12 protein-coding genes and 1 pseudogene are annotated in these 13394 nt (G+C 47.4%); 7 read left to right on the forward strand and 6 right to left on the reverse strand.

What is annotated here, in order from left to right; all coding sequences use genetic code 11:
* Positions 1-13 precede the first annotated feature (13 nt).
* From ALFI_RS10445 to ALFI_RS10475, 7 genes are all read left to right on the forward strand, one after another.
* Positions 14-1630, forward strand: a complete 1617-nt coding sequence (locus ALFI_RS10445; RefSeq protein WP_014775775.1) for a hypothetical protein — start codon at positions 14-16, stop codon at positions 1628-1630.
* 20 nt (positions 1631-1650) lie between these two features.
* The gene (locus ALFI_RS10450) at positions 1651-2247 is read left to right on the forward strand and encodes an outer membrane beta-barrel protein (protein WP_042494055.1); all 597 of its coding nucleotides are present in this window, start codon (positions 1651-1653) and stop codon (positions 2245-2247) included.
* 86 nt (positions 2248-2333) lie between these two features.
* Positions 2334-3248 carry a DUF4848 domain-containing protein gene (locus ALFI_RS10455; protein WP_167537968.1) on the forward strand — a complete coding sequence of 305 codons (915 nt, stop codon included), beginning with the start codon at positions 2334-2336 and terminating at the stop codon, positions 3246-3248.
* Positions 3249-3379: 131 nt separating this feature from the next.
* The gene (locus tag ALFI_RS10460) at positions 3380-4255 is read left to right on the forward strand and encodes a DUF4249 domain-containing protein (protein WP_014775778.1); all 876 of its coding nucleotides are present in this window, start codon (positions 3380-3382) and stop codon (positions 4253-4255) included.
* Positions 4252-6249 (forward strand): TonB-dependent receptor plug domain-containing protein, encoded by a 1998-nt coding sequence (locus tag ALFI_RS10465; RefSeq protein ID WP_014775779.1) that lies wholly within the window; start codon positions 4252-4254, stop codon positions 6247-6249. Before ALFI_RS10460 ends, ALFI_RS10465 begins: the two co-directional genes overlap by 4 nt.
* An 83-nt stretch (positions 6250-6332) precedes the next feature.
* Positions 6333-8831 carry a hypothetical protein gene (locus ALFI_RS16945; RefSeq protein ID WP_014775780.1) on the forward strand — a complete coding sequence of 833 codons (2499 nt, stop codon included), beginning with the start codon at positions 6333-6335 and terminating at the stop codon, positions 8829-8831.
* Positions 8832-8863: 32 nt separating this feature from the next.
* Positions 8864-9325, forward strand: coding sequence for a hypothetical protein (locus tag ALFI_RS10475; protein WP_147344315.1), 462 nt, complete (start codon positions 8864-8866; stop codon positions 9323-9325).
* 36 nt (positions 9326-9361) lie between these two features.
* Here the strand turns inward: ALFI_RS10475 and ALFI_RS10480 are convergent, their stop codons facing one another.
* The 6 genes and pseudogenes from ALFI_RS10480 to traK form a co-directional block, all read right to left on the reverse strand.
* Positions 9362-9814, reverse strand: a complete 453-nt coding sequence (locus ALFI_RS10480) for a TraQ conjugal transfer family protein (RefSeq protein ID WP_014775782.1) — start codon at positions 9812-9814, stop codon at positions 9362-9364.
* An 11-nt stretch (positions 9815-9825) separates the two neighbouring features.
* A complete protein-coding gene (locus tag ALFI_RS10485) occupies positions 9826-10428 on the reverse strand; it encodes a conjugal transfer protein TraO (protein WP_014775783.1) in 603 nt (200 codons plus the stop codon).
* A 2-nt stretch (positions 10429-10430) separates the two neighbouring features.
* Positions 10431-11321, reverse strand: a complete 891-nt coding sequence (gene traN / locus ALFI_RS10490; RefSeq protein WP_014775784.1) for a conjugative transposon protein TraN — start codon at positions 11319-11321, stop codon at positions 10431-10433.
* 6 nt (positions 11322-11327) lie between these two features.
* Positions 11328-12386: pseudogene (gene traM, locus ALFI_RS10495) on the reverse strand (conjugative transposon protein TraM); the annotation flags it as partial.
* 18 nt (positions 12387-12404) lie between these two features.
* Positions 12405-12554, reverse strand: coding sequence for a hypothetical protein (locus tag ALFI_RS16950; protein WP_155835658.1), 150 nt, complete (start codon positions 12552-12554; stop codon positions 12405-12407).
* 216 nt (positions 12555-12770) lie between these two features.
* Positions 12771-13394 (reverse strand): conjugative transposon protein TraK, encoded by a 624-nt coding sequence (gene traK / locus ALFI_RS10505; protein WP_014775787.1) that lies wholly within the window; start codon positions 13392-13394, stop codon positions 12771-12773.

Here is a 13394-nt window from a genome sequence, read left to right on the forward strand (position 1 = left end):
AATTACATCCATTTTGAAAAAAGTATTCACTTTAATCGTCTTGTCGGTTGCCCTGTACTCCTGTTCTCAGGATGAAACGCTGAACGACACAGCAGTGTCCGAACCTGAAAAGGCGGTGGCAGGCACGCCCCCCGGCGTACTTTGTTTCAGCTCGACAGAAGATCTGAATTTCGCCATATCAGCAATGAAAGAGACGAAAAATCTTGACATTCGACATAATCCCATGACCCGCGCGGCAGTTGCCGGGCCTGTAGACGGTTTCGTTTCCCTGCGAGAGCATCTGATCGATCAGGGGCTTCGGGAGTTTACCGATGCGGAACTTGCGGAAATCATTGCCGACTCCCTTGAATATGAACCCGAAGACAGCCTCATCGTAGACCCCTATATGACAGCCATTCTCAACGGTGAGCGTGAAGTACAAGTTGGTAATAAAATTTGCCGTTTCGTGGATGAAGGCATGGTAATGTACGATGTTGCCGATAAAGAAAAATTTAAAGTTCAGGACATAGACCTTGCGCTAAAGAAGGTCGATGTAAATGCAATGGAAGAAGGGCAAACGGCCAAACTTCAAGGCGCCGACATGAACGCAGAATTAGTGAAAATCGACTATATAGCAAGTCATAAAATCGATGATACAAATCTCCATTTTATTCGGGACGACGGTAAACTTATAGAGGTTGGCGGTTCATCGGGCGGTTCATCGGGAGGCTCATCGGGAGGTTCGTCGGGTGGGTCATCGGGTGGCTCCGATTCGGAATACCGCTTGAACGAGAGTCCGGATACGAGAATTTTTCTTGTCGGGGGTGTACAAATCCCAGCCAACAAAATCAGAAGGGCAACATATAAAAAAGGCGGTGGTAACGGCAGTTGGCTGGCTAAAGGTGTCTCCAGTGTCTTTGGGACGAATGTGACCATAACCAACAATTACGATAAGCGTCATCGGATGAAACTGCGCATGTATGAGCAGAACTACATTATCCATCGAGCTGTAGGTATGACCGTCCGCATGCAGGCAAGACGATTCCGGATTTGGTGGAGAAAGAAAGCTCAGGAATTCCGTTATGGCTGGTCTGCTATCGAATGTGAATATGACATGAAAACTCCGACATTCCAGCCTCCCCAAATGCCGGGTGGAGTGACACCGGAGTACAGCAGAATTCCTACGGCCATGACCAAGAAATTCCCGTTCGCCAATTCTAAAATCATTCTTTTCAATGTACCTATTGCTAACTACGATGTAACAACTGGAACTATTAACTCGGTATTCGCAAAAGGAGTAAATGCGATCGCCAAGAATATGAAAAAGTGGTTCGATGCCCCGGAAAATAAGAATACGAAAAAATACCCGCGCGGAATCTTTACCGAAGTAGATTCCAAAACCATAAGGGTCATTTATCCACAGGGAGAAGAAAAGGATTGGAATACCGGACGTGAAGTGGTAAAGTGGGATGCCGAATGGTTTTCCGGAGATTTCTCAGTCGGTTTTGCATACAACTCGCCCGGAGGCGGATTCAAATTTGGTAGTTTGGATGTTAAAGCTGCTAAAAAAGTTCACATCGTCCGAGGCCAGATATATGGGGCTGTAAAATATCGCAATGAATGGCGGGCTTGTGTAATCGCAACGGAGTAGTCAGTTATAAATTCGTCAATATGAAAAAACTAATTCTTGCATTGGCATTGCTATGCGCCTTCCAAAGTAATGCCCAAAGCACCCCGTCAGCAAAAAGATCCGATTGTGAAGTAAGACGGTTCGAAGGCGAAATCGGCGTGGGAATCAATTTCGGAGCCGATAAACTGAATTTCAACAGCAATAGGATCGGTGCTACATTTTTTGCCGAAGGACGCTATAACCTACAGCGGCTTCCAATAGATGTCGGACTACAGATTGCAGGATCGATTTTTCATCGAGATGCAGACAATGCCGGGAATCTGGAATTCCAAACATGGAACGTACTGGCTGTAACGGACTACAATTTCAGAAGGTGTAACAAAGTATCATTCTTTGCAGGCTTCGGCCTTGGCTATACCGCTTTGGACACCTCCGGACCTATCCGCTTTGACAATTCAAATCCCAACTGGGCCGGTTTTTCCACGGGAGACAAAAAAGGATCATTCTGTTTCATGCCGCGTGTCGGTGTTGAACTGTTCCACCGTTTGCGCTTTACCTTCGACTATAAGTTACAGGAAAAGGCAAACCGGCATTTCGATCTTACCGTAGGTTTTGTTTTCGGCGGTGGACGAAAATAACGCTCCATTTTTCAGACCCACAAATGTATCAAGTAACTGCCGAAAAACTTTACGAGTAGGCAAAAATCAACTAACTCATAATGATTATGAAATTTACAAAACTTATCATGCTGGCCTCGGTCGTATCTTTGGCCTGTGCCTGTGAAAAAGAGATGCCCGCCGAGACTGTGCCCGCGCCGGATCAGGCGAAAGAAACGCGCGTTTCGACGCAAATGCTATCGTTCTCTTCGATCGAAGAAATGGGGCAGCAAATCAACGAACTGGGAGCTATGGATGAAGTGGCCCTGAGTGCATGGTATGCTGCGCACAATTTCGAATCCCAGAGCGATGCCGTCTATCGTGTCGCAGCGGAGATCGAGGACGCAAAAACTTTGGCTGAAGCCGAAGCAATCAAGGCCAGCTATGCGCCATATTTCCTTTTCAATGAAAATCCCGATGATGAGGAGAGTTTCAATCCCTATATTCGCAACGAAAATCCGGATTACGCCTATGTCTGCAACATCAACGGCGATGTCGTGATCGGCGGGCAGGTAATAAACTTCAACACGATCAGCGATGTCAAGGATACGCATGAATACCAACTTACGCACGAGACCTTAACCAGAACTGTCGAACAGAGCCGGAATTATCTCAAGTCCACCGTGGGTAAACACAAATTCTGGGCAGAGGGACGTTTCGAGCCCAAGGACGATTTTGTAAAAGTGGAATTCACGGCACACCGGAAAGGGACGTTCGGATGGAATAAAACCAAACAAAATTACCATTTGAGAAACGGTCGTTCAAGCTATCCGAACACATGGGAGCTTTTTGAAAGCATCGGCTATGAACTTATCAACGGATCAAAAGATTTCTGGACCGGCACCTTGAATCCGCACAGACTGAAAAATGTCGGCCGTATCGCTGCCGGCAAAACGGCATCCTTTTCCATGATGGTTTATACTGCCGGAACACTTCAAGCCGGTGAAGGCCGTCTCGATCTGTATTTCACGTCTGCACGGTAATCTACTGAATTCGCAATATTTGCTGAGTTCATGTAAAATCGTTCGTTTTCTATGAAGAGTTTTTTCCGACTGCTATACACAACATGAATTATTCATCAGTTGCCATCCTGACAAACCCAAACAGATTTTGCATGAATATCATTCGAACCTTGAGTATGACGGTGTTAATCACCGTCATACTTTCCTCTTGTGAAGTGGATTATGATTTTGAGGGTAAAGACCTCAAAAGGCGCGTTGTCGTCAACGCGCTGATCACCCCGCAGGAAGAGTTTGCCGTCCGACTGAATTGGAGCGGCACATATACCGACGGCACGAAATTCAAAGCTGTCGCGGACGCCGAAATCCGGCTGTATGAGAACAACGCAGAGGTCATCAACTGCCCGGCTGACAGGGAAGGAATAACTGCGACCGACTTTGTACCTACTGCCGGCCGGCATTACCGGTTAGTCGTCACCGTTCCGAATTACGGGGAATTGTCCGCAGAAACAGATATTCCGCAGGCTCCGGCCGGTTCTCTTGTCTTCGCCCGTCAAAAAGGCTGGTACCGGCATTTCGATATGACGGAGTTGACGGTCCCGGACGACACCAAGTCGGTATGGATTCGGGGCAAGCGCAGATACAACGGCTGGAAGGATGTCTTTGAATACTATACGACCTCTGCATTTGTCGACCAGATCAATGGTTCCAACGACGCTTCCGAAGCCAACGACAAAGGAAGCACCGTGAATTTCGAGCAGTTTTTACGCATCCCCTATGAAAACTGCGAGGCGGTTGTTCCGCTGCGCTTCTCCGTCTTCGGAGCTGAAGACGAAAAACATATTTTCCAAGTAATCACCGCATCGGACACCTACGACCGTTATATGAAATCGCGCTACAAACAGGAACTCAATACCGAATGGGGCGGTGAGGAAAATCCGTTCGTCGAGCAAATTACGGTTTACACGAATATCAGCAACGGCCTGGGCATCTTCGCCGGGTACAACTACTACAAAACCCTTGAGATATGAAACGGTGGATTTTTTGCTGCCTGTCACTCTTGCTTGTGGGGACGGCCCTTGCTCAGACGCCCGCCGACAGCGTATCCCGCAGCGAAGCGATCGATTCGGTCGTTGTTACAGCCCGGAAACCTTTGATGATCTACAAACAGACGGGCAACATCGCAGTCAACATCGAGCAGCTCAAGTATGCTCCGCTGTTCGCCGGCGAGAAGGATATTTTCAAATTCCTGCAGCTCCTTCCGGGAGTCTCGGCCGGAAAGGACGGCATGTCGGGTCTGCTGGTGCGCGGCGGCAGTAACGACCAGACCCTAATTCTTTACGACGACGTGCCAATCTACAACCAGGCGCACGCCTACGGCATTCTCTCGATTTTCAGCGGCGAGACCGTCCAATCCGCCGAGGTGTCGAAAGGCTACATATCGCCTGCCTACGGATCGCGTCTTTCGGCCCTGACGCAGATCCGCACACGCGACGGGGACCGGCAGGACCACCGACAGTCGCTTACCGTGGGAACGCTTTCGCTGGCCGGAACCGTCGATGGCCCCATCGTTCGAAACAAAGGTTCATACCTCGTTTCTGCCCGTTATTTCTTTCCTGAAGCAGTCTTGGCGCTGGTCGGCAATGCCGTCCGTTTCGGGTTCTACGACCTGACCGGGAAACTCTCTTACGATATTCACCCCGGCCATACCCTGAGTCTGGGAGTCTATTCCGGGGACGATCACATGACCAACAAGGAGGATTATGCCCGGAACGAATACGGCTGGGGCAATACCACGGCGTCGCTTCGTCTGGAATCCCGATGGAGCGACAACCTGCGGTCCTCGATAGTCGCTTATTATACCTACCTGCAGAACCGGCAGGAGTCAGAATACGAGGACGATGATTTTAAAAACTGGGGCAAAACGACATATAAAACGCATGAGTTCGGGGCGCGTCTGACATTCGATCAGCGTCTCACACGAGCATGGTCGCTCGATTACGGAGCGAATATATCACACCAACGCTTTATGCCGATGCACTCGAAAGGTTATGTCAACGGACAGCACAAAGAGCGCGGCTATTCTTCCGAGCAGCTTGTTTCGGGGGCGCTTTTCCTGAACAACCGGTTTCAATGGGGCGGCTGGCGGGCAGATGTCGGAATCCGGGGCGCTATGTATGACAACTCGGAGCAAACCAGATTCGCCGTAGAACCGCGGGCGCAACTCGCGTATGATTTCGGCAACGACAATGCCATATGGCTTTCGGGCACGATCAATTCGCAGGCATTGGTGCAATACAATCGCTACTACTATTCCATGCCGATCGACTTCTGGACGCCTTTTAGGGACGGGAAATTACAACATGCATGGCAGGTGGCGCTCGGCGGCCGGGCCCGGCTGCGGGAGAATCTGACCCTCTCGCTGGAGGGCTATTACAAGCGCATGCGCAACCTGCCGCTGATCTACGACAGCGACGATTTCCTGCTGGGGCGCGGCGGCTTCGTCTACGGAACAGGCCGGGCATGGGGACTTGAGATCATGTTGCAGCGGCAGACGGAGCGGCTGAGCCTGACGGTATCGTACACTTATACGAATTCCCGACGCAGTTCGGAGGGCGTTAGCTATCCCTTCGAGTACGACGTACCACATGATTTCAACACGTTCCTCAGCTACGATGTCCTGAAAAGGCCCGGAAGGAGACATACGTTCACTTTCAATATGTCCTGGCGGTCCGGCCTTCCGTACCGCCTGACGAACGAGAGCTATCCCGATACTAACGGCAATCCGATCGTCGGCATTACGGCCTATCCTTCGATGCGCATGCGCAATTACTTCCGTTCGGACATAAGCTACAACATGGAGCGCCGGAAACGCAACGGCGTCCGTAACTGGCAGTTCTCGATCATCAACTGGACATGGCACAAGAACCCGGTCTGCATCTATCCATACCAAGGGACCTATAAGGCGACTGTTTTAGTGCCGATCATGCCGTCGGTTTCCTACACCCGAACGTTCGGGAAATAGTTCTCATAGCCCTCCAATTACGGCTTATTTGTGGGCTTACACTTCATAATTAATATCTTTATTTCAACCTAAACCTCAATCCTATGAAGAAAAATCTACTTGTTTTAGCTATTGCGGTCCTGCTGATCGGCTGCTCCAAATTTGAGGAACCACCTTCTGACACTCCAATAAGAGAGAGCAAGACCAGATCGGCACTCGCAGCCCAAGACAACCCCTATTCTCTGACTAATGTTCAAATGGCAATGGATAAAGTATCTGTAGAGATGGGACAACCGACAATAAAATTAAAACCGACACATTATTACGTCCGTTTCTTGCCTAAAGATTCAACGGAATATACCAGATTACTGGACTCCTCGAATCTTATGCTTTTCACCTATCCCCTTGACCGGGAACTGACAGATGAAGAAGTTGAATTCTTTGAAAACGATACTACAAATACTTATGGCTATCCTTGGCATTATACTAAAGTGCCGACTGACTATATATTTCCGGATGGCATTATCCATGAAATACTCGATGAAGTAGTTGTCGAAACTTTTGATGACAATGATATTAATGCTGGCGTGTCAAATAAACTGACTGAGGACGTGTGGGATCGGGTGATGATAAAATCCATGAGATTGCCCGACCAAACTGCTCAAACACGCTCAAGCTACAAATGGCGTCCCTATGCAAGTGTTCGGTACGTTGATGACTTCAATGGTCAAACTATTCCTCTTGTTGGGGTTCGGGTTCGATGTCATCATCTTCTTCATTTTGAGGAATGCTTTACAAACGCTAATGGTGAGGCAACCTCGTTAGGTAGCTTCAAACAACCTGCACGATATAAGATATTCTGGGAGGATCAAAAATATTGGGATATTCGGGATGGTCTCACATGGCAGGCAAAAACAAAAGGTCCCCGAATGACCGGACGTTGGGAGTTGGTAATCTCCGGAGACACCGAAGATGCAATGTTCGCCGCAATACATCGTGCTTGCCGGGCTATTTTCCACGACAATCCGTTTGGGATTACAAGACCTAAACGTGGTCGAATAAAACTATGCGCCTTTTATAAGAAAGATGTCGGAAAAAATGGCGACCATGCAGGAATTACCGTCGGAATATGGCCTGATATTCGGATATTCAGAAAGGTTAAAGGCAATACAAGATCCCGATGGGAAATTACATCAACTGCGCTCCATGAACTCGGACACGCTTCACACCATCGGGCTGTCGTTGAATTGCCTGGCTCTAATCGAATTGAAGATTTTGTGCTGGCGGATGGAATACTCAAGGAAAGTTGGGCTCGGGGAATCCAATTTGCATTTATGAATTGGCTATACCCAAATCAAGTGAACAAAATAAGACCTGACTATTTTGAAAATTATACCGGAGTCGTTGAAGGACTGATGAATCAGGGACTTACCCTAAAACAGATCGAAGGAACAGTAGTGGGAAACAGACTTTGGCGCGGATGGCGTCGAGATGTTAAAGCACTTCATCTCGTTGACGATATTATTGTGGATATGATTTTTGATAATCCCTACATGTTCTGGGCGGCAGATTTCAAAAACCTTATCATCGGCACATCGCAGATTTATACGGATACTGAGGTAACTTATTCATTGCCCCAAAGTGATAAGCTGCCATCCGCCATATCAAATTCCGGCTGGACAGTTTCCGGCGAAGGATACACAATCATCAAAAAAGAGAATCGGTCGATAAAACTGCGATTCAATACTCTCGGTGAACGGACCCTAACAGCACATCTAAAATTAATTGACGGAACAGACTATGATGTAATCAAAAAAATTAATGTAACTTCACGGGGTACAATTTACGGATCGCCAAATCCCCACACGGGAGAGTGGACAGTATACAGGTTAAGTAATTACACCGGAACAGTTGACAAATGGGAATTTGAAGGACTACCTTCCAAATATTATTGGATCGTATCCCAAACATCAAATAGTGTCACTGTTGTATTTAAGTCATCCGGCAGCGCAACGATAAAAGCAAAAATTCAGAATAGTGAACTGGCAACAAAGTCAATAAAAATACCGACAGACATGCCTATCAATTCATTTTGTGCTTACAAGAATACAGATTGGCCTTATGACTTTTGGATAGATAATGTTTCCAATTATACGCCTAATCCTTCGGTGTATTATAATGGATCACGGACATTAGAACCCAAAACGTCAAAGCAGCATTTTATGGCCTATGGATCACGGCCTTCGTCAAGCCATCCCAACTATTCTCTTCTGAAGCCAATATATGAAAACGGGTTTCATCATGGTAAATATGCATACGACCAGCGAACCTATCCCGAATTTTCACAATATGGAATAAAGGCATGGGTATTTTCATCACAGCGCCCCGGTACGGTTCCTCTTTATTTGATTGAAGACAGTCAATATAAGGATAAGAAAATGGTCTACACCATCAGTTATTTAACTCAGGAAAATCTTGGCGCATGGCGAAAAGTTTCATCATGGTATTGGAACTGGCTCGGAACAAGAAAAAAAGGAGATCGAAATTGGACGGAACGAAAGAATTTCGGCGTTATGGGATACGTTTATCCATACATTCCTTAACTGGACTTGTTAATTATCAAATTATTATGATTATGAGAAAAATATTGATTATATCCATAACCGCATTCACCGCTGCATTATTTATCGGTTGCTCTGACTCGGATTATTCGTATACTTCGAATTATATTTACAAGAACGACAGTTCTCGGGATATTACAATGAAATCATACAATTACGCTAATGGTGATCTTCTCGAAGATGCAAATTATACATTCGTAATCCCTGCCGGAAAAGCCCATACACTGCGTTTTGACACTGAAGGCGGATTCCCGTATCCATTTATGTGGACAAGCCCGACAGGTGCGGATTATATTGTCATTTCGAACGGAGAGAAACAATTTACAAACACCCGACACTCATCCACTGGAGAAGATAAATTATTCAGATCAGAAACGTATGAAATCTTGAAAAACAATGATAAAAAACGGAATAGAACCTATCAATATATTTTTACGGATAGCGACTTTGAGAATGCAACACACATAGAACCTTAATGAAGCAAAAGGGGCGGAAAATTTCCGCCCCTTTTGCTATTCTCGACTAACGGTATCAAAGCTCACCGTCAAATCCCTTTTTAGTCCGAAGTTGTCGATCACGAAAAATACAACCTCGGATTTCTCGTCACTGAGACTCTGATAAAAGAGCGTGAAGCTCAAATTATACGGATCACTGTCGTTGAAACCGACGATCGCAGGCAATTCAACGCTCTCTCTGTTTACAAGGCGGTTTGCGGCAGCATCCAGCACTTGTCCGGCCCCTTGCATCTGAATGTACCCGAAATGGTATTTAGCGCCTTTGAAATCTCCCTGCCGACGAAGCGTGAAACGTATTTCTACGAGTTCGTCCGGTTTTATATCCTCCGGCAGATGCCATGTGCCCAATGCGAAGTCGTAATTCTGCTGTACCTCGATATGATCGTCACATGCACTCGCAAAAATGAGCGATGCTAAAGCTATGAGGCAAATACATACTAATCTTTTCATTCCTCGATCTTTTAATTGATGATAAACCGAAATCCGATTCCCCAGGTAGTATGGAATGTCCCGGTAGAAGAGCCGAATGTACAATATTCTCGAAGGTTCAACAGCACAATAACCCGGTTTGAAAGATAGCCTTCAAGAGATGCCGAAAGCCGCCCGCCGTATATAATACTATCATCGCTGCGCAACGTCGCTCCGTCCCTGAGATGTTTATCACCCCAGTTGGTTGTTTCGTACCCCGCGACACCCGCCAATCCTGCAAAAAGGGATATGTTGCGGCCGCGATCCGAAATCAAGGGGTGATTATAACCGGCCTCCGCGGTAAATTGTGCCATCGGCACGAGCTGATCGCCCAGCACGCCTTCGTATCGGTAATCCTTACGAAGACAGGAGACCGCGAAATTCCAATAACTGTGATTCCGGTTATAGCGCGTCAGTTCCAACTCGCCCCAGAACCGGTATGCTCCATGAGAATCCCGAAAAGAGAAACCATCGGCAATGCCCCCGTTGACACCGAGAGCAACCTGTCCGGGTAATCCGCGTTGGGCATACACTTCACCGGGATTGAGCAGCAATGCGGCCCAAAGCCCCAAGCATAACATAATGATTGCCCGCATAGCTACCTGATTTTAAGTTCCTCGACTGTATGAGCATCCACCAAATCCGTATTCTGAATCATAAACGACTGGTGACGGCCGCCGTTCTTTTCGAATACATCCATGATAAGCACTTTATCATCCGGGATGGTGAACTTCTGAAAAACATAAACATTACGCAGGGTCTCTCCGGCTTTCACGGCTGCGATCGCATTATATGCCCGGACCGGCTCGACGAATGTTTCCTGCAGTGCCGTGCGTTTAGCGACTTTTCTGTCGGCAATACGGAACCGGATATGATCGATGTCGAAATTTACGTTTGAACTGTTGCTCAGGGAGACATGAATGTAAAATAGGTCGTTGTGAATGTAAATTCCCCTCAACAACAGTTGCATGCCGAATCGTTTGCTGCCGATGTTCTTAATCAATCGTGCATCCTTTTTATGGATCGTGTACATGATTCGGTTTACGGTAAGCGGGTTTTCATCGCCGAGTTCCTGAAGCCTGACATACGTCTGCGTGGATGCGAAATCACCATAGGGGTCTTTATGCAGCCAGTCTTCCATCTGAATGGAAAGGCGCCCCGGTACATCGGCATAAATGGCGTTGAAGGCGTAAAATACTCCGTCCGAGGTGATGACGCTGAAATTCGTTTCGCCGGGAAATCCCCGCACCGCAGATTTTACCCGCAGGACATTTTCTGCTCCATCCGCTTTACCGGCAACAAGGTCCGTTGATCCCAGATCAACGTATTTTACGGCTGCGGGGAAAAGAATATGTACGGTTTTGGCAAATGTCACCTCTACCTGATAGGGTTCAATCACCTGCTCCGGCGGTATCACCCGGGATGATTCCTGCGCTCCGGCCGCCCAAAAGCTGCAAAGGAAGAGGAAGGTAATTAATAACGTTTTCATGGAAAATTATTCTTTAGAAATGAGAATGATCTGATAACCCGCTTTCACGGTAACTTTTACCTGCCGCAGCTTTGAAGCAATATATTGCGTTCCTCCTGTCATGGCTCCTCGAACAAGATCCATTGCCACTTGCTGACCGGCATTCTGAGTGAATGAAATACTCGTTCCTAAGCCCGAACCGATTGACGCCGCAGCTTCCTTTGCCGCAGTTCGCTCTTTCGAATCGGGAACATATAACCCTTTTCCGCCGTCCAAATCAAAAGCGCTAAGTTCCACGGGGATGATATTACCAGCCTGTTCGATGCTCGACACGACAATCTGTAATCGCTGTCCTTCGATAGCCGCCGTACCGAATAGAAGGCTTCCGGCATCGATCTGACAATCGTTCACTCGTATAGGCTCCGTCAATCGCAGTCGAATTCGATCTCCGCTGCTGATTGTCTGGTCTTCATCCACACACACCCGAATACCGCGATGATTCGCTTGGGTATTGCTTCCTACGGCAGTATTGAATCCGAGATTACGTTCCCGGCCCAGTTCCGACAACAAAGAATCGGGTTCTACAGTCGCCAGTGTCGTAACAACCCCTTCACCTAAACTGCGGACCGGATGAACTGTAACTGTTTTGGAAGCACTGTTTCGTGCCGGCTCTGCGCGTTGTTCCCCGTTATTAAAGTATTTTGCCGCAAGCGCATATTGCTTTTCTGCAATTTCCATCGGATCAGGAGGAGTCTGGGGCTTCGTCTCAAGGCGCGATTCCAACTCCTCAACCTGCCGTTTCAGTTCTTCGACCTGCGGGTCTGTTTTCGGCGTACTGTAGAAATCGTTCAATAGTTGTGAGACTTCCCGATTCGCTTCCTGAGACTGAGTAATCGCATTCTGCGGATTGGATTTTTGCGGTGTGCCGGATGCTCCGTCGAGCAGCGAAAAAGAGTTCGAATCGAAGGCCGACACACGATCCTGCTGTTGCTGTTCCGAGTTGACACGTTCCAATGCCTTTTGTTTGCTGGCTTCAATCCCCGGACTCCGGCCATCAGGAACAGTCATGTTGAAAGAATTCTCACCCGGAGTTTCCGCCTTACTTCAGCCGCCGAAAATCAAATACATACAACCAAGGAACGGCACGAGCAAAATCAAAGCGGCCAGAACGGTCTTTTTCCGTTGTTCCTTTTGCGGGTCCTTCTGAATATTATCGGACGAACCCTTTTTTACATCAGTTTTATTATCTGCCATTTTATTTACGGTTTAATTGATTGTATATGTTCCATCTGCTTCTGCGGCCTCTCCGTAGACAGCCCATCGATAAGCTGCCAAATGTCGAGAACTGCAAAAATCACCAACATCCCAACGATTATCCACAGCCGTTCTCGTTGTGTACGGCGGTCTAAAAACGCCTTTACCTTCGCCTTGCTCCTTCTTATCCAGATGCGAGGCATGAGCAGTATTCTTTTAGCGGTCATAGGTTCCGAGGTCTTTGTTTTCAATGATGTTGAATCGCTCGATCAGGAACCCTTGCGGATTATTATCTGAACGTGTCGCGTTTACCAACTGGCATGTCGTAACGAGACTTCGCTCAGTAACACTGCTCTCACGTAAAATACGTTGCCGGGCATAAGTTTTCACCTGATACGGGTAATTCGTGAAATCACAGCGGATGCTGTCAACCTCGACTTTCTGGATGATATTTCCGGCTATCAGCCGATTGAAATAGCCCTTCTCCATTAAATCGCGGTAGTAACTCATTGCGCTTTTATCGGCCAGCAAAAGAGCTTTTGTAAGATTGCCTTCAATAGCGCTTTTATCCGGCGAGAGATCGAAGAATAACAGGTGAAAACGTCGGACATGTTCCCGTGCCTCAACAGGCCGGTTTTGTTGTAAATCCTGTGAGAGCGCCAGCATCAAGCTCCGGCCTTGATCCAGAACATAGATTTTCTGACGCTGCGCTTCGGCAAAGCTGTAGGACCTCCACACAACCAAAACCGTCAGGAGCATACAGCAACCCAGAAAAATGATTGCATACAAACGGATTTGCCGGAAACTGCTCTCTATATTTTTCAGTGCTTTAAATTCCAT

This window comes from Alistipes finegoldii DSM 17242, from assembly GCF_000265365.1.
GTDB classification, from domain to species: Bacteria; Bacteroidota; Bacteroidia; order Bacteroidales; family Rikenellaceae; genus Alistipes; species Alistipes finegoldii.